Annotated in this window: 14 protein-coding genes; 8 read left to right on the top strand and 6 right to left on the bottom strand. The window is 51.8% G+C overall.

Going from position 1 to position 17,071, the window contains the following annotated elements; translation table 11 throughout:
• Nucleotides 1-63 precede the first annotated feature (63 nt).
• The 3 genes from bioC to bioB are packed head-to-tail and all read right to left on the bottom strand — an operon-like array spanning nt 64 to nt 3,860.
• On the bottom strand, nt 64-1,620 hold the full coding sequence (gene bioC / locus ACXAFR_RS18925; RefSeq protein WP_475179632.1) for a malonyl-ACP O-methyltransferase BioC: 1,557 nt from the start codon (nt 1,618-1,620) through the stop codon (nt 64-66).
• Nucleotides 1,617-2,783, bottom strand: a complete 1,167-nt coding sequence (bioF, locus tag ACXAFR_RS18920; protein ID WP_475179630.1) for an 8-amino-7-oxononanoate synthase — start codon at nt 2,781-2,783, stop codon at nt 1,617-1,619. Before bioF ends, bioC begins: the two co-directional genes overlap by 4 nt.
• 27 nt (nt 2,784-2,810) lie before the next feature.
• Complete coding sequence (gene bioB / locus ACXAFR_RS18915; RefSeq protein WP_475179629.1) at nt 2,811-3,860, bottom strand: biotin synthase BioB; 1,050 nt, start codon at nt 3,858-3,860, stop codon at nt 2,811-2,813.
• A 127-nt stretch (nt 3,861-3,987) separates the two neighbouring features.
• On the opposite strand from bioB, the gene ACXAFR_RS18910 reads away from it, so the two are divergent.
• The 3 genes from ACXAFR_RS18910 (at nt 3,988) to cysE (ending at nt 6,681) form a co-directional block, all read left to right on the top strand.
• Nucleotides 3,988-4,770: a ComF family protein gene (locus ACXAFR_RS18910; RefSeq protein ID WP_475179626.1), complete on the top strand. Its 783-nt coding sequence runs from the start codon at nt 3,988-3,990 to the stop codon at nt 4,768-4,770.
• Nucleotides 4,771-4,836: 66 nt separating this feature from the next.
• Nucleotides 4,837-5,820: a serine/threonine protein kinase gene (locus tag ACXAFR_RS18905; protein ID WP_475179621.1), complete on the top strand. Its 984-nt coding sequence runs from the start codon at nt 4,837-4,839 to the stop codon at nt 5,818-5,820.
• Nucleotides 5,821-5,901: 81 nt separating this feature from the next.
• Nucleotides 5,902-6,681 (top strand): serine O-acetyltransferase, encoded by a 780-nt coding sequence (cysE, locus tag ACXAFR_RS18900; RefSeq protein ID WP_475179619.1) that lies wholly within the window; start codon nt 5,902-5,904, stop codon nt 6,679-6,681.
• Nucleotides 6,682-6,697: 16 nt separating this feature from the next.
• Here cysE and epmA read toward each other — a convergent pair whose 3' ends face one another.
• Together epmA and efp are read right to left on the bottom strand one after the other, a co-directional pair.
• Complete coding sequence (gene epmA, locus ACXAFR_RS18895) at nt 6,698-7,645, bottom strand: EF-P lysine aminoacylase EpmA (protein WP_475179617.1); 948 nt, start codon at nt 7,643-7,645, stop codon at nt 6,698-6,700.
• A gap of 36 nt (nt 7,646-7,681) precedes the next feature.
• Nucleotides 7,682-8,251 carry an elongation factor P gene (gene efp, locus ACXAFR_RS18890; RefSeq protein WP_475179616.1) on the bottom strand — a complete coding sequence of 190 codons (570 nt, stop codon included), beginning with the start codon at nt 8,249-8,251 and terminating at the stop codon, nt 7,682-7,684.
• A 154-nt stretch (nt 8,252-8,405) separates the two neighbouring features.
• Between efp and epmB the strand changes: the two genes are divergently transcribed.
• The 5 genes from epmB to ACXAFR_RS18865 all read left to right on the top strand — a co-directional run bounded on the left by epmB (nt 8,406) and on the right by ACXAFR_RS18865 (nt 15,829).
• The gene (gene epmB, locus ACXAFR_RS18885; protein ID WP_475179614.1) at nt 8,406-9,410 is read left to right on the top strand and encodes an EF-P beta-lysylation protein EpmB; all 1,005 of its coding nucleotides are present in this window, start codon (nt 8,406-8,408) and stop codon (nt 9,408-9,410) included.
• Nucleotides 9,411-9,637: 227 nt separating this feature from the next.
• Nucleotides 9,638-11,371: a hypothetical protein gene (locus ACXAFR_RS18880; protein ID WP_475179611.1), complete on the top strand. Its 1,734-nt coding sequence runs from the start codon at nt 9,638-9,640 to the stop codon at nt 11,369-11,371.
• A 166-nt stretch (nt 11,372-11,537) separates the two neighbouring features.
• The gene (locus ACXAFR_RS18875) at nt 11,538-13,640 is read left to right on the top strand and encodes a sensor domain-containing phosphodiesterase (protein ID WP_475179609.1); all 2,103 of its coding nucleotides are present in this window, start codon (nt 11,538-11,540) and stop codon (nt 13,638-13,640) included.
• A 60-nt stretch (nt 13,641-13,700) separates the two neighbouring features.
• Nucleotides 13,701-14,309: a DUF6436 domain-containing protein gene (locus ACXAFR_RS18870; RefSeq protein ID WP_475179607.1), complete on the top strand. Its 609-nt coding sequence runs from the start codon at nt 13,701-13,703 to the stop codon at nt 14,307-14,309.
• Nucleotides 14,310-14,323: 14 nt separating this feature from the next.
• Complete coding sequence (locus tag ACXAFR_RS18865; protein WP_475179604.1) at nt 14,324-15,829, top strand: methyl-accepting chemotaxis protein; 1,506 nt, start codon at nt 14,324-14,326, stop codon at nt 15,827-15,829.
• Nucleotides 15,830-15,838: 9 nt separating this feature from the next.
• Here ACXAFR_RS18865 and serB read toward each other — a convergent pair whose 3' ends face one another.
• Nucleotides 15,839-17,050 (bottom strand): phosphoserine phosphatase SerB, encoded by a 1,212-nt coding sequence (gene serB / locus ACXAFR_RS18860; protein ID WP_475179603.1) that lies wholly within the window; start codon nt 17,048-17,050, stop codon nt 15,839-15,841.
• Nucleotides 17,051-17,071: the final 21 nt, after the last annotated feature.

The following is a 17,071-nucleotide window of genomic DNA, read 5'->3' as shown; positions in this document are numbered from 1 at the left end:
AAGCCTGAGTCCGCTCAGCCTTGCCGAAGCCGGCAATTAGAGCGTGACTGTAAGGAGGTGCCATCAAACCAATGGGCGTGTCACGGAAAGATAATAAACACGATAGGTTGCCGGTAGCCAACCCTCGTCGTTACGGAAGCCTTCGTAAGCGTGAATGAATTTTCGCAGACGCTCACGTCCACCTAACCCCGGATTCTGGTCAGCATTCATATTATGCGCACCGAGCGCTTTGAGCTCATGGGTGAGCTGTTGCACTTTTTCATAGTGCAACTCAATTGTTTCCTCTTCCCAGCGAGTAACGGCTAAATCCGATGCCTGGGCCGCCATACGTAGGTGCTCTCCGGGAACAAAATGATTTACATGCCGATAGTCATCGACAGTAGACCAGGCGTGGCGTAATTCACTTAGCGTTTCAGGACCGAGTGTCGCAAACAAAGCGCGACCACCGGGGCGCAACACCCGCGCCACTTCCCTAAACAGCTTGTGCAGATCAGAACACCACTGAATCGCCAGAGACGAAAATATCAGATCCATCGACTCTGAAGCCAACGGCAATTGCTCGGCATCAGCGCATATCCAGTGAGAGTGTTCCGGCATTTTACTGCGGGCAAAATCCAACATGCCGTACGCCAAGTCCATCCCCAGGACGTCATCGGTACGAGCCTGCAACATCGGCAGACAATACCCAGTGCCCACCCCTAAATCCAGCCAAGGCCCCTCACCAAACGCCGGCAGCTGCTGACAGAGTTTGTCCGCGACCTGTCGCTGCAATTGAGCCACACTGTCATAAGTAGACGCCGCTCGACCAAACGATTTCGCGACAGAACGCTTGTCGACACGATATCTTTGAAGCAGCATCTCGCGGACAGCTTTACAGACGTCCTGGGCGGCAGTCCAAGGAAGCAAGTGCCCCACCCCCACCAGGGTACGCACTTGCTGTGAAGGATTCAGCGCTTGTATGGCTGGCGTAGCGGTCACGGGAACAAGACGGTCTTCGCGTCCAAAAAGATGTACGCCGTCGCAACCTATGCGCGCAAAATCCTCTTGCACATTGAAACCTCGTAACCAGCCCAACGTTTCTCGCCAATCGCCAGAACGCTGTTGATAGGATTCCCGCGACAAACGCTTAAAACCCGAAAGGCATTGTCGATGCTGGCCATCCCCCTGCAAATTTAACCCTGCGAATCGGGACAGTGTTGCCTCTGGGGACTGCACAAAGCCATGAGTAAATTGCTCGAAAACTTCGGCATTCATTGCCTCTGGCCAGTCACAATCGGCAACGAATCGAAGGTTAGCGGCCAGCGTAACAATCCCTTTTACCCGCGACGGAAAGCGCCCCGCCAGCCGCATCGCCAACATACCGCCGAGAGACCATCCCAGCACATAGAATTGCTCTGGCAATTCACTGAGCACAGACTCGAGAAAACCATCCACACTGAGGGCAGGCTGCCTCCCCCCAAAACCTGGAAGGTCGATGGTAATCACCCTGACCGATGCCCCCAACTCCTGTAAAACGGGCTCCCAAACAGAGGAGTCACTCCCCCAGCCGTGAAGCAAGACCAAAGTATCCAAAGCAGCAGCGCCATCGCCGCACGAGATAAAAGATTGTGCAGAAGTCATTGGCAACACACCGCCTCGAGAGCCGACAGCAAACGGTCGATATGATCCACATGGTGTTGAGCCGAAAACGTTACTCTTAAGCGAGCCGAGCCAGCAGGTACCGTCGGAGATCGCACCGGAGCAACCCAGAGCCCCCGTTTTTCGAGTTCCGCAGAGTAGGTTAGACTGAGGTCTGCATCCCCCACCAACACAGGTTGTATTGGTGTCGTAGAAGGCAGCAACGCCAAGCCGATACGCTCAGCCTCATGCCGAAAATAGCGAATGTGCTCCTGCAGACGTTGACGTCGCCAATGCTCTTCACGAATGATGCGCAAGCTCGCTCTCGTCGCTGCGGCCACTGCCGGCGGCATTGCCGTTGTATAGATATAAGGGCGAGCAAATTGAATGAGAGACTCGATCAAGATCTCGTCGCCGGCCACGAAAGCGCCAAAGCTCCCAGCGGCTTTGCCCAAGGTCCCCATATAGATTGGCACTTGCGCTGAAGAAAGCCCCAGTGCGTCGGGGGTTCCACGCCCCCCCTTTCCCAGCACGCCAAAACCATGAGCATCATCAACCATCAGCCACGCCTGCTGCTGTTGGGCAATTGCCGCAAGATCTTTCAAGGGGGCAGTGTCACCATCCATGCTGAAGACACCATCAGTGACCAGCAAACGCCTACGTAGAGAGCTTGCACTGACCAAGCGCTGTTCGGCATCACGGACATCACCATGACGATAGCGCTGAAATTTCGCGCCAGAACTGATTCCGCCATCGAGTAGCGACGCGTGATTAAGGCGATCTTCCAAGATCAGATCGCCACGTTTGACCAACGCGGAGATAACACCCACATTAGCCATATATCCCGTTGAAAACAGCAGTGCACGTTCGCGGCCAGTAAAGACTGCCAGCTCATCTTCCAGCTCGTGATGTTCCTGGTTGTGACCACCTAACAGGTGGGATGCGCCACTGCCGACACCAACCGTTGATATGGCGGTGCGCATCGCGTCGCCAAGCCGCGGATCCCCCGCCAACCCAAGGTAATCGTTGCTGCAGAAATTGAGCAGCCGCTCACCATCCACGGTAATCTGTACACCTTGAGCACCACCGACCGTGCGACGGCGCCGATAAAGTGCTTGTTCACGCCGCGCTAGCAACTCTGCGCTCAACTGCTCAGCAATGGTCATTGGGGTGAGTCTGCCTGAAAGAAACGATCAGAATGTCGCTACCGAAGCGTCGTAAAATAGCTCGTCATTGCGCGCGGCTGCCAACATAGCTTCTGCTGCGTTGAGGTCGGCTTCCGAATGCTCCATTTTCGGCGCATTGATACCCAGACGATGGAACAACTGTCGATCATGATCGGCCTCAGGATTGGCCGTTGTCAGCAGTTTTTCCCCGTAGAAAATCGAATTGGCTCCCGCGAGAAATGCCAGTGCCTGCATCTGATCATTCATTTCTTCACGACCGGCAGAGAGGCGCACATAAGACTTCGGCATCAGTATGCGTGCGACAGCTATGGTTCGAATAAAGTCAAACGGATCTAGGTCATCCTGCTCAGCAAGCGGCGTTCCTTCTATTCGTACCAGCATATTGATAGGAACGGATTCCGGGTGCTGAGGCATATTGGCAAGTTGCTGTAAAAGACCGGCACGGTCATCCTGAGTCTCCCCCATCCCAACGATGCCACCACTGCAGACTTTCATGCCAGCCGCGCGGACATTGGCCAGCGTATTTAAGCGATCCTGATAAGTGCGGGTGGTGATGATGTCGCCGTAATATTCTGGCGATGTATCGAGATTGTGGTTGTAGTAATCCAACCCAGCGCTCGCCAGTGATTGAGCCTGTTCATCTTCGAGCATCCCCAAAGTCATACAGGTTTCAAGGCCCAGCGCTTTAACCTGGCGGACCATATCCAAGACATAGGGCATGTCCCGCTCTCGTGGTGAACGCCAGGCAGCCCCCATGCAAAATCGACTGGCCCCTTTTTCCTTGGCTTGACGAGCCTCAGCAACGACTTGCTCGACTTTCATCAATTTTTCTTTTTCCAGCCCTGTGTCGTATCGACCACTCTGAGGACAATACTTACAATCTTCCGGACAGGCACCGGTCTTGATCGAACACAGTGTACTGACCTGCACTGTGTTTGCATCGAAATAACGACGGTGAATCGTCTGAGCTTCAAACAACAGATCATTAAACGGCAAGTCAAATAGCGCCAGGATGTCTTTTCGAGTCCAATCATTGCGTACTTCGGGGGTTTTCATCCAAGGTGACCTCGCAGAATTGATGTCCGTAACATGGGTAATTGGCAGATCAGGTGGCCGCTGAAACCACTCAAAGCGTGATAAATAGTAAATCAGCGCACCCGCTTGTCAACCAAAAATAGGTTTTATGGTTAACAACTTGTTGGTTAGTGCCAAATTACTGAGTCAGTGGTTACTTGAAAAAGCAGCTGCGGAGTGCCAGCTTTGCGGCTGTTTTCAACCCAAGGCTAGGCTATGCCACAACTGCCAGGCCCTACTCGATGCCCGCCAATACCAGCGCTGCATCCGTTGCGCGGTACTCCTTCCTACGGAAACGCCCGACTTAGAATGCGGAGCCTGCTTACGCTCACCACCGCCATTCCATCGAACACTGGTTTGCGGAGACTACGTCTACCCCTGGTCTATTTGGATCAAGCGCTTTAAAAGCGACCGAGATCTAACACTGGGTACACTGCTGGCAGAACGGCTCTGCGACAAAATTCGCCTCGAATACGAAGAAGGATGCTTGCCTGATCTCCTGGTCCCTGTGCCATTGCATCAATGGCGCCTATTTCAACGGGGCTTCAACCAGGCGGAATGGCTGGCCAGGCAATTAAACTCGCAACTCGAATGCAGGACATTACTGGCTCTGCGAAAGACACGAGCCACCACCAAACAACAGGGAAGCAATCGCAAAACCCGGCATCACAATGTTAAAGGCGCTTTTGAGGTAGATCCCACCTTGCGCCAGCAACTGAATAACGCCAATCACATCGCCTTGATCGACGATGTTGTTACCACGCAGACAACGGCTCGAGAGGCCGCCAAAACACTTCTCGCAGCGGGAGTCAAAAGGGTCGACCTCTGGTGTATCGCTCGAACACCTTCACCATCGGACCCGGTATATCCCGGACCTATGTTTCACACCTAAGCCCTGTCGACCGCTATCATTGCTTGAGGCACAATGGTTGAACTTTCACATGAGCGGAGCGACGATATGACAGCCCCCCACCCATACAGTGCCCTGACACCAGATGTTGTTTTAGATGCGGTGGAGTCTCTGAACATGCTCTGTGACGGTCGAATCCTGGCGCTTAACAGCTATGAAAACCGCGTTTATCAGGTTGGAATCGAAGATAAAACGCCGATCATCGCTAAATTTTATCGCCCGGACCGCTGGAGCGACGCGCAAATTCTGGAAGAACATTCGTTCACTCAAGAATTGGCTGACGCCGAGCTGCCAGTCGTTCCGCCAATGACCAACGAGTCCGGCGACACCTTATTTACCTTCAAGAATTTTCGCTTCAGTCTGTTTGAACGGCGCGGCGGCCACGCGCCAGACCTGGATAGCGAAACCAATCTGGAAGTCATGGGGCGCTTTCTTGGGCGAATGCACTCTGTGGGCAAACTGCGCCGCTTTGAGGATCGACCGGGCATCAGTATTGCCTCTTACGCTGAGGATAATATTCGCTTCCTCATTGAAAATGACTTTATTCCGTTCGAGTTATTAGCCAGTTATCGCAGCCTAACGGAGGACCTGCTCACGCACTTGCAAAGAGCCTATACCCAACAGCACCATACGTTTCGGCTTCATGGCGACTGCCATCCCGGTAATATTTTGTGGCGCAACGAGGTCCCTAACTTTGTCGACTTTGATGATGCCCGCAATGGTCCCGCCGTACAGGATTTGTGGATGCTGCTGTCAGGACCACAGGAACAACAAAGACATCAATTTGACAAAGTATTAACAGGCTACTGCCGGTTTTGTGATTTTGACCATAGCGAGATCAGCTTAATTGAACCCTTACGAACGCTGCGCATGATCAATTACAGTGGCTGGTTGGCTCAACGCTGGGAAGACCCCGCATTTCCCCATAATTTTCCGTGGTTTAATACCACCCGCTACTGGTCGGAACATATTCTAAGTTTGCGAGAGCAACTGGCCGTACTTCAGGAAGTGGATTCCTTCGGAAATTGTTAGGGTCTGTTAACGCGAGACGACTTTATATCCAACCTCATTATACTCAGCGCCAATTCGTTTAAGGCTCAACAAGGGTTACCAATGTCTTCAGAACATCCTAATATATGGCAAGAGATTCAATCCGAAGCGCAAGCTGAGGCAGCAGCAGAGCCGCTGCTCGCAAGCTTCTTTCACGCCACCATTATTAATCACGATAACCTGGAAGATTCTCTTAGCTTTCACCTGGCGAACAAACTCAGTACTGCCGCCGCCTCGGCGATGCAGGTGCGCGAGATCATACAGGAGGCTCTGACATCAGATCCCAGTATTGGCGATGCCCTGCGCTGTGATCTGGTTGCATTCAACGAGCGGGATTCCGCCTGCCCGAATCTTTCGACACCGTTTTTGTTCTACAAGGGATTTCACGCGCTACAAAGTCATCGTGTCGCGCACTGGCTCTGGAATAACGACCGCCGGCAACTGGCGCTGTTTCTCCAAAATCGGATATCTGTTGCCTTCGGCGTCGATATCCACCCTGCATCTCGCGTTGGCCGCGGCATCTTCTTTGACCACGCCACTGCGATTGTTATTGGTGAGACAGCTACCGTCGCGGACAATGTTTCTATCATGCAGTCGGTCACCCTCGGCGGTACGGGTAAGGAGAGCGGCGACCGCCATCCGAAAATTGGTGCCGGAGTATTGATTGGCCCTGGCGCTACGATTCTGGGCAATATTCCCGTTGGAACCGGCGCGAAAATCTGCGGTGGCAGTGTCGTTTTAAAACCTGTGGAAGAATTTACCGTGGTCGCCGGAGTACCCGCCAAGAAAGTTGGGGATGTGAGTGCTGACATGCCGGCGATGGCGATGATTCAATGTATATGACAGGGTGAAAACGCGCTTAACGCGAAGGAAATGGCATAACCTCGCCAATATCCTGCACCTGCATCAAGGCCATTAACAGACGATCAACACCCAACGCGACACCGGCGCAGTCTGGCAAACCAGCCGCCATCGCATCGACAAAGGCCCGATCTAAAGGCATCTGCGGTTTGCCCATCTGCTGCCGCAGCTCATTATCTCTTTGGAAACGCTGCACGTATTCTTCGGCGTTGCAAAGCTCCCAGTAACCGTTGGCGAGCTCTACCCCATCTAGATAGGCCTCGAAACGCCGTGCCACCGGAGTTCCATCACTGTCTTCACCGAGTCGAGCCAAGGCAGCCTGGCTGGCGGGGAAGTCCGTGATAAACACCAACCCCGAATCCAGCTTCGGCTCGATTAAATGGCTCATCAGAAGATGTAACCACACATCGGATTCACGATCATCCCAGGCAATATCCAGGTGGGCGTGAGCCAGTGCTTTCAATTCTTCGAGCGATGCCAGGACGGGATCGATGTGGAGATACTTCTGAAAGAGCTCCCGATAGGAAAAGCAGGTCACGGGTGCATCGATACCACATTGATGGATGAGGTCTGCAACCTCTCTCATCAATTGACGATCGTCCCAACCGACTCGATACCATTCGAGCATGGTAAATTCGCAATTGTGACGCCGGCCACTCGGCTCATCGCGATAGACGGGTGCAAGGCTATAGAGATCTTTCTTTGCATCAGCGAGCAGCCTCTTGAGAAAAAACTCCGGCGAGGTTTGCAAAAAACCCGGGGCGACGTCGCTTGCGACCTTAAAGCTATCCAGATGCGGATCAGAGACGGTACTGCGGGACAGCGCAGGAACCACGACCTCCGTGACAGAGCGGGACAAAAAGAATTCGCGAATTTCGCGATTAAGTTGGCTGCGGCGCTCTACCGCAGCCCAAGAGCACGACGGACGCCAGGAAGGTTTATCCACAACAGAATCTCTCTGGCGTCGTTATACTCGAGCCAATCAGTCTTTGGCTCGACTCAGATACTCACCGGTGCGAGTGTCAACGCGAATAACTTCGCCGATGGTCAAGAACAGAGGTACTTTGACGACTGCGCCAGTCGATAAAGTCGCAGGCTTGGTGCCACCTTGAGCCGTGTCCCCTTTGAGGCCGGGATCAGTTTCAATAATTTCCAGCTCAACATGATTGGGAGGTGTCACCGCCAGCGGTGCGCCATTAAATAAAGTAACGACAACTTTATCTTGCTCCTTCAACCACTTAGCAGCGTCGCCCACGGCTTTTTCGTCCGCTTGGTGCTGTTCGAAAGTGTTTGGCTCCATAAAATGCCAAAACTCACCATCGCTGTAGAGGTACTCCATATCCTGGTCCATAACGTCGGCAGCATCCAGACTTTCGCCGGATTTGAAAGTTCGCTCCCACACGCGACCGGAACTTAAATTACGCAGACGTACGCGGTTGAATGCCTGCCCCTTACCCGGTTTTACAATCTCGTTCTCCAGGATGGCGCAGGGGTCGCCGTCCAGCATAACTTTCAACCCATTGCGAAACTCGTTAGTGGAATAACTGGCCATCAGGTCTCTCTTACACGTTTGTTCGGTAGTAAATAGTTGACGCCGACGCCTGTGCCGGCAGGGCGCGTAGTATAACGCAGATTAACGGAGCTTTGCCCAGCTTCTCCCCCAATGGGTTATCATTCGCCCCCAACCCAATGGAAAATCATTCACCATGTCCAAACGTTTGCCAACCATCAATGCGCTCTCCTGGCAGGAAGAGATGATGCAAATTATTCGAGATCCAGGTGAACTGTTTGAACGACTGCAACTGCCGCAATCACTGTTGCCGGCAGCACGAGCCGCCTGCGAGCTTTTTCCTCTCAAGGTTCCGCACCCTTATCTACGCCGCATGCGTCCCGGAGATTTGGATGACCCGCTGCTACGCCAAGTTTTGCCTTTGTCCGCAGAGCTCGATCCACAACCCGGTTTTACCCATGATCCTCTGCAGGAATTCGAGTCTGCGGAAGACCCCTCGGTTCTCAACAAGTATGAGGGGCGGACACTCGTCATTACTTCCCCCAACTGCGCCATACACTGCCGCTACTGTTTTCGCCGCAACTTTCCTTACAGTGATAATCGTATCAGTCGAGCAGACTGGCAGAGAATATTCACAGAACTGACCCAACGCCCGGATATTGAAGAAGTTATCCTCAGTGGTGGAGATCCACTCAGCCTCAGCGATCGGCAACTCGCCTGGATTATGAGTCAGCTGGCCGCCATTTCTCATATCAGAAGAGTAAGGCTGCATACCCGCTTGCCAGTGACGATTCCCGCGCGACTGTGCGCAGAAGCCGAAGACTGGCTAACCTCAACTCGGCTTCAGGTCATTGTGGTACTACATATCAATCACGCTCAAGAGATCGATGCGGAGCTCGCCAGCACCCTGGCGCGTATGCAGCAGCTGGGGATTTTGCTTTTAAATCAAGCGGTACTTTTACGTGGTATCAACGATAGCCTTCCTGCACAAACGGCCCTTAGTGATGCGTTAATCAACGCCAAAGTGATTCCCTATTATCTGCATGTATTGGATAAAGTTTCTGGTGCAGCGCACTTTCTCATCGACGATGACACTGCCCTACAGCTGCACCATCAGATGCTATCCACCATGTCTGGATATATGGTGCCACGCTTGGTAAGAGAAAACCCAGGCGCCACAAGCAAAACACCTCTTTTCTAGACAAAATCGGGCCGAGGCGCCGCCAAAAAAGCAAATACCGAGAACTTTATCACAAAAATCACGAATACAAGCAACCAAGCTGTCCGCAACACTAATCGTCGACAGTCCTTAACGCTTGGCACCAGATTTAGCTGCTAGACTCAGAAAGACACCGTCAGGTTTTCCGCAAAATGATGTGGACACGCACGAAATATGCGTGCCACGATAAATGATGTTTAGAAGGGCCTATGCTACCTGATTCTGATTTGCATTGGTCTATGACCAGTTTACAACTCCCCCGCCCGGAACAGCCCAAGCTGAATTTCTGTAACAGCAAGCGACCCGCAGCGGCTAAAAAATGGTTGGGAAAGCTACCCCTCACCCGGGTTAGTTCGACGAGCAGCGCGCTCTATTCAGCATTACCAGAACTCGCCACACTCAAAGCCAGCCCATCGAACAGAATGGAAATTGCCGAGCTTTTTCGGCCTGTAGTTCACCAGAATATCGATGGTTTGGCACGAATCTATACCTCCCAGAGCGTTAATCTGTCAGAAGAGTCTCATAAAATTGGCGTGATTTCCCAGTCACTTCAGCGCCATCTTACGCAAGCTTACTGTCAGGTTGTTGCCGACCTTATTCGCGAAAAACCACAGGGAACCTTCAAAAGCTCAGAACGGGCATTAGCCACCAAAGCCGTGCATCGAGCGATCAGCGGCCTTGGTCGCCAATTTATTCGTTGCGCACAAACCTACAACCAGGTTTCCCACTATTTCTGGAGTCAACTTAACGCACTTTTCCGGATTGCCCTGCAGCTTCAAGTCGCCGACGAACGGATCGAAGATCCTCTCAGACCGAAAGCGCGCCATAACAGCATTGAAGAGGAATATCGGCGCATATTGGTGATGTCGCTGGCCAAGCTAAATCAATTACGTCAGCTGGATATTGCCGCTGTCTACGAACAGCTTGAAGCCTGGAGCGACAAAGTCCGTCTTATCGAAAGCTCTGCCATCAATCATGCGACATTTATCGTCTACCTCGACAGTAATGAAGGACCACACTTTATTGATCCCGAAAAAGACGACGAAATACATTCGCTGAGCATCGGCTTATCGGTAGAGGGCTTACTGGATGAACTTAAGCGAGAGCAACACAAGATCGACAATGGCGAACCGACATCGTTACTCGCCCACACCATCACACACCTACAGCAGTCTTTGAGTGAAAGACAATTTCGGGGCAGTCGCCGCGAAAGTTGCTCACGAACCGTAAAAGTGGGTATTGGCTTGATCAGCGCGCATTTTTATCTGTCTGGTGAATCACTGTTTCCGGAATTCTGCCGCAACCTTCGCCCCTCTTCCCGTTTTAGCGCTCAGGATAGCTATGATGACTGGGACAGTCAGGGAGACCAATCTCCGGCAACACAAAAGAACAGTCCCTATCCGCTATTTGCCTTGAATGTTGTGGATATGAGTGCCGAAGGACTGTGCTTGCACTGGCCGAATGACCTCCCTGTCAGTTTGAAATCCGGAGAAGTCGTTTTTCTTGCCAGCGGAATATCTTCTGGCCAACTCGGCGTTATCCGCTGGATAAAGCGCTTTGAGAGCTACTCACATTTGGGAATTCAGATACTTGCTCGCAACCCCACGCCTGCGGCGATAGCACGCGACGGTGATGATGACTTAGTAGACAGTCTGCCGGTGTACATGCGCGCTTTTACTTGGAGCCCAATGGGCGTTCAGTCGAACAGTGCCAACCCAGATCTTCTTACCGCCACACTCCCATTTAAGAGTGAAGATAAAATCCTATTTATGGACAGGCGCAGAACCGGCAAGATGGTTCTGACCTCGATCAAATTATCGACCTGTTGCATCAACGTTTTTGCGACACGCTTCACCGGCAACGGCAAGCAAGGCGAGGATAATAGCGAGACACCGGTGGCAAACCACCAACCAATTCACAGAGAATTTACTGACGACTGGTAGTTGGCGTTAAAACATCTATCCTTTCAGTAAGAGAAAAGGATGATTGTTCCTGTTACCCGGAAGCCAAAATACGATTTGGCCTCCTCTTTAGCAGACGCATATTAAAACACAGCTCAGCACCAACGAACATCTGCCACGAGCGGATCTGGTCGCACTAGCATTTCCGATGTCTATGAACGTAAAAGAAGCTATTCGCTTACTGGTTCTCAACAACACCCGTTCAGAAGTTGAACGCTTGGTGAGCATGTTGAATAACGCGGGCTATCCCAATCGAGCCCAACATGCAGAGACCGAAGAATCCCTGGTTCAATTGTTACAGGACCAAAATTGGGATCTTCTTATTGCCAGTGAATCCAGCAGCGCCGTCACGCCTCTTTATGCCGTGCGCCAGATCCAGCGCCTCAACAAAGATATTCCTGTCATTGTCATCAGCGATGAAGACGAAACACAGCGAGTTGTCGAAGGCATGAAAACCGGCGCCCGAGATGTAGTTGCACTGGATCAAGACCAACACCTCTTACTGGTCATTGATCGCGAACTGGAAAACCGCGACCACCGTTACAAACGTCGCCTTGCAGATCGCAAACTGCTGGCAGCAGAAAAGCGAGCGCACTCGTTATTAGACAGCTCCCGAAATGGCATCGCTTTTATCCAGGATGGCATCTTCATATACTGCAACCAGTCATTCGCTGAAGCCTTTGGTCACGAAGACGGCGATGACATCGAATGTATGCCCCTTATTGACATGATCGCTGACGATGATCAGGATCGAGTCAAGCAGTTCTTTAAGGACATGGGCATTCCCGATGACGAAGATACGACGGAGACCTTGAGCTTTACCGGTGTCGATGCCAACGGCGGCCCTTGCGAGATCGAAGCCGATGTCTGTCGCGGCACCTATGATGAGGAAACCTGCCTACAGTTGCGATTGACGACAACCGGCTCGGCCAACGATGCCGGAGTTGCCAAAGAACTCAAAAAAGTACGCGACAAAGACGAACTAACCGGCTTGTATAATCGCCACTATTTTAACGAGAAGCTGGAAAAAGAGCTGTCTTCCAACCTAAACAGTCAGAGCGCCAGCATTCTGTACTTCATTGAGATAGACAGTCTCTTCGACACCTTGCAACCAAAGCTCGGGCTGCGTCGCGCCGATCGAGTCGTCACCAAAGTTGGTGAGTTTTTGCGGCAGCGTTGCGGCGACGGAGAAACGCTTGCGCATTTCTCCGATAATACATTTACGATGATCAGCCCGGAACCGAAAGCTGATGTTGCGCTTGAGCGTTCATCCAAGCTTTGTCAGGAGTTGGAAAAACACATCATCGATATCGACAGCCAATCGGTTCAGGTAACGGCCTCTATCGGCCTCGTCGTCATCAATGAAACCGCAGGGTCCGCCGACGAAATACTCGATCATGCAAAAGAGGCCGTGGTTGCCTTGCGGGAGTCGAAGTCCGGTGGCAACGGCTGCAAGCTGTTTGAACCCAAGCTGCCCGAGGACGAAGCTCAACGTCAAAAAACTCGCCAACTGATCGAAAACGCGCTGGAAAAAGATCGGTTTCAACTGCTTTTTCAACCCATTATCAGTCTGCGAGGTTCTGAAGACGAGCACTATGAAATCCTTCTGCGCCTGCTCGACGACAATGATCACCTACTCGCCCCCGGTCAATTCATGGATTGCGCCGAAGAAATTGAAGCCCTGTGTAAAATTGACCGCTGGGTTATTCTAAATACCATCAAAACTGTTGCCGAACACAATAAAACAGGCAATCAATCGCGAGTATTAATTAATTTAAGCGAGCAATCTGTCTGCGACGAATCCCTAGTGGGATGGGTCAAAGTAGCTCTTGAAGCGGCAGACGTAAAACCTGAAACGCTAATTTTCCAAGTTGACGAGCTTAGTATTTCGAACCAGCTGCTTGCGGCGCAAAAATTCTTTCAAAGCATTGGAGAAGTTGGCTGTCAGACCTCGATTTGCAACTTCGGCTGCTCACTCAATCCGTTTTTGAATTTCAACCATGTCTCTCCGACTTACGTCAAAATTCATGGCTCATTTACGCTTGATATTCAGAACAATAACGAAAGTCCGGAAGTACTCACCAACATCATCAAACAGCTGTTGGAAGAAAATAAGATTACCATTGTGCCATTTGTGGAAAATGCCAGTGTCCTTTCTTCCCTCTGGCAAACAGGTGTTCACTATATTCAAGGACATTATCTGCAAGCACCAACCGAATCCATGAGCTACGATTTCAATATGGAAGGATAAGCTCGGGCGCAGACTCTTTCGACAATCTCCGCTTCTGCCCCGGTAGAGTGAGAGTGGACAATGCGCTGCAACACCGCCAGTCTAGCCTCTCGTCGCAAGGCGATATTGATCACCGCCACCATTATGGGCTGGGTGGCGGTTGTGCGCGCCACATTCTGGTGGCTCCATTGGCAGCATTTAAAACCGTTCCTCGACCAAGCCGCTCTGTTCAACGGCGAAGACTTTTCCGCCGAATTGCAGTCCGCCATCACAAGCCTAGAGGATAGTTCAGGGCAACCTATTACTCTGATCCACTTTTGGCAACCTGACTGCCCCTGCAATCAATTTAACTGGCCCCATCTGCAGGAGATCTATACTCACTACAAAGCATCTGGAGTCCGATTTATGGCCCTTAGCTTTGGAGATGCGGCCAACTTCCCTATTCCAGAATTTGCACAACTTGCCGCCAACCATATTACCAGGGTTCCAGCGACCCCTGCTGTCGCCGTACTCAACAGCGATGGTGAACTCGCTTATTTTGGTCCCTACGCAACCGGACTGCTCTGCAGTTTGGGGGAAGGATTTGCAGAAAGGGTGATCGATGAATTACAGAAGGGATTTTCGCCTGTAAACATCAATACAACTGGTGTGGGTTGCTTTTGCCAAACACCACACTCAGCGTCCTTGTAGCCGAGGAAGACACTATGTCAAATCATTCGCTGGCTCAGTCGTACAACAGCAAAGCGGACAACTTGATGATCGTGATCATGAGCGGTCTCTTTGTTTACAGCCTGGCGTTAGCAACCATGTATCAAACCTGGATGATGGCAATCATCATCGGTGGAGCGAGCCTGGCTGCAACAATCGCCATCTGCAAGATGGCTCCGGGAACACTCGTGAGCCGCTGCGTTGTCGCCGCCGCATTTATGATCATGTGCGCCCTACACATCGACCAAACCCGGGGCATGATCGAAGCACACTTTGGCATATTCGCCCTCTTGGCGATGTTGCTTTACTATCGCGACTGGCGCCCCATTATCGTCGCCGCCGCCGTCATCGCCGTTCACCATTTGCTCTTTTTTTCTTTGCAAAATTCCGGCAGCAATGTCTGGGTAATCGGCAATACTGAACGGGGTTGGGGCATCATTTTTATGCATGCTGGCTATGTCATAGCCGAGACTGCAGCCCTCGTTCTCATTGCCATGAATTTAGCCATGAATGCTCGTCAGTCTGAAGAGCTGCAGGAAACTGTCAGCCGGCTCGTCGACGGTAATCGAGTGCACCTGGATGTACGTTGCAAAGATACAACAGGAAAAGCGACACAAGCGTTTAATCAGTTTCTGGAAGTGATCGAAAACCTTGTTACACAAGTCACTGATACCAGTCAGAACCTGCAAAGCAATAATTCGAAAATGAGCTCAGCTACGGGTGCTGTTAATACCGATATTCAAAAGCAGCAAGCGGAAATCCAAGCCATGGCGTCGGCGTTTGTACAATTAACAGCCGCGACAGAAGAAATCGCCCGACACACTTCCGCAACGGCCAGCAATGCCAGCAGTGCGACGGATAGCGCTCGCGAAGGTCGCGACTGTAGCCAAACGACCCGTCACGGCATTCAACAACTGGCCGAACAACTGACCGAAACATCAAACGCAGTTGGGCAACTCGCTCAGGAAACGGATAGTATTGGCTCCGTCCTTGAGGTCATTCGAGGGATCGCCGAACAGACCAATCTTCTCGCCTTGAATGCAGCCATCGAGGCTGCCCGAGCCGGAGAACAAGGGCGCGGCTTTGCCGTCGTCGCCGACGAGGTTCGCACACTGGCCTCTCGTACCCAGAATTCCACCCAGGAAATTCAGGCTATGATTGAGCGCTTGCAACAAGGCAGTAATCGCACCGTTAGCGCTATGCAGGTGAGCCAGGAAACCGTCCAAACCTGCATTGAAAACACCAATCGCACGTCTGACTTGCTGGAAGGAATCGTTGCAGCCGTCTCTACAATCGCTGATACCAGTCAATCTATCGCCAGCAGCACCACGGAACAACATGCGACTGTGGAAGAAGTCAGTCGCAACAGTAGCCGCATCAAAGAACTGGGCGACGCAAATGTCAGACAATTGCAGCTAGCAATGCAGGCGGTTAAAGCCCTGAGCGACTCCGCAGGAAATCTGCAAAGTCAACTCAGTAGAATACAAACAGGAGGTTATTAACGGGGCGGGTTATTCCGTTTCCGTTGCGAAATCCGAGTCAGAAAATCCAAGCAAATAGAGAACGGCATCCAGGCCGAGCGTAGAAATTGAAAATCGCGCCGATTCGCGGACGATAGGCTTGGCCTTAAACGCTACCCCTACCCCTGCCAATCCGAGCATTGGCAGATCGTTGGCACCGTCACCAACCGCCACAACCTGCTCCAACGTCAGTCCGTAGCGCTCCGCCAGCATTTGTAAAAGTGCTGCCTTTCTCGAGCCGTCAACAACATCACCAACGACTCGGCCAGTAACCTGTCCATCGACGATTTCAAGCTCATTGGCATAGACCTCGTCGATGCCTAATTTCGCTTGCAGAATACGGGCAAAATAATTAAATCCGCCGGAAAGAATAGCGGTTTTGTAACCGTGCTGGCGGAGTGTACGGATTAAGATAGCGGCCCCCTCCGTCAGGGGTATTCGTTCAGCAATACCGGCCAATACAGATTCATCTAGACCTTGCAATAGCGCCATACGCTTGGCGAAACTCTGCTTAAAATCCAACTCACCACGCATGGCGGCCTCAGTGATCGCCACCACTTGGTCACCAACCCCAGCCGCCTTGGCAAGCTCATCAATGACTTCCACTTGAATCAACGTAGAGTCCATATCAAAGCATACAAGTCGTCGACTGGTGCGCAGAGCATCATTTTTCTGGACGGCAATATCACAATGATGTTGCTGCGCTAATACCAAACACTCTTTACGTAAGCTATCGAGATCAGCGACCACACCATGAATTTGGATCTGGACAGCACCTCGCTGGCAGCTTGCTGACGGCAGTGAGGAAAGCTGTCGAGTCGTGACAATATTAAGTCCCTTGGATTCAACAAGATCTATAACGGCAGCGAGTTGCTCAGTACCAACCTGCGGTGCCATCACCGTCATCAAATAAGAGGTCTCCAATCGCTCCTGAGCTTTCCACTCCTCATAGTCGGCGGCGGCTACCGGCTGACTATGAATCACCAATTGACAGTCAGGCATGGATTCGCGCAAGGCTCTTTGTAATTCGTGGTCATTGAGCGGAGCTCTGCAACCCGCCAGCAGCGTCAGTGAGGTATGTTGATGCCGATCAGATTGAGAAATATCCAATACGCGGGCATCAACTTTCGCCAAATGACGACAGATGTTCGCCATAACCCCCGGACGAGACTCCCCTGCGACCTTGATCAGAACAAAATCCATCACGACTCCTATAAATTGCAG

The organism is Pseudomaricurvus sp. ABR4_320 (assembly GCF_056159445.1).
Note: the sequence above shows the minus strand (reverse complement) of the source record. Positions and strands in the feature narration are given on the sequence as shown.

Excerpts from the sequence above, each read along its gene's own strand:
- serB (WP_475179603.1), bottom strand. The coding sequence starts at position 17,050 with ATGGATTTTGTTCTGATCAAGGTCGCAGGGGAGTCTCGTCCGGGGGTT.
- ACXAFR_RS18910 (WP_475179626.1), top strand. The coding sequence starts at position 3,988 with ATGGTTAACAACTTGTTGGTTAGTGCCAAATTACTGAGTCAGTGGTTA.
- ACXAFR_RS18880 (WP_475179611.1), top strand. The coding sequence starts at position 9,638 with ATGCTACCTGATTCTGATTTGCATTGGTCTATGACCAGTTTACAACTC.
- ACXAFR_RS18905 (WP_475179621.1), top strand. The coding sequence starts at position 4,837 with ATGACAGCCCCCCACCCATACAGTGCCCTGACACCAGATGTTGTTTTA.
- cysE (WP_475179619.1), top strand. The coding sequence starts at position 5,902 with ATGTCTTCAGAACATCCTAATATATGGCAAGAGATTCAATCCGAAGCG.
- efp (WP_475179616.1), bottom strand. The coding sequence starts at position 8,251 with ATGGCCAGTTATTCCACTAACGAGTTTCGCAATGGGTTGAAAGTTATG.
- bioF (WP_475179630.1), bottom strand. The coding sequence starts at position 2,783 with ATGACCATTGCTGAGCAGTTGAGCGCAGAGTTGCTAGCGCGGCGTGAA.
- ACXAFR_RS18875 (WP_475179609.1), top strand. The coding sequence starts at position 11,538 with ATGTCTATGAACGTAAAAGAAGCTATTCGCTTACTGGTTCTCAACAAC.
- epmB (WP_475179614.1), top strand. The coding sequence starts at position 8,406 with ATGTCCAAACGTTTGCCAACCATCAATGCGCTCTCCTGGCAGGAAGAG.
- ACXAFR_RS18865 (WP_475179604.1), top strand. The coding sequence starts at position 14,324 with ATGTCAAATCATTCGCTGGCTCAGTCGTACAACAGCAAAGCGGACAAC.
- bioB (WP_475179629.1), bottom strand. The coding sequence starts at position 3,860 with ATGAAAACCCCCGAAGTACGCAATGATTGGACTCGAAAAGACATCCTG.
- ACXAFR_RS18870 (WP_475179607.1), top strand. The coding sequence starts at position 13,701 with ATGCGCTGCAACACCGCCAGTCTAGCCTCTCGTCGCAAGGCGATATTG.
- bioC (WP_475179632.1), bottom strand. The coding sequence starts at position 1,620 with ATGACTTCTGCACAATCTTTTATCTCGTGCGGCGATGGCGCTGCTGCT.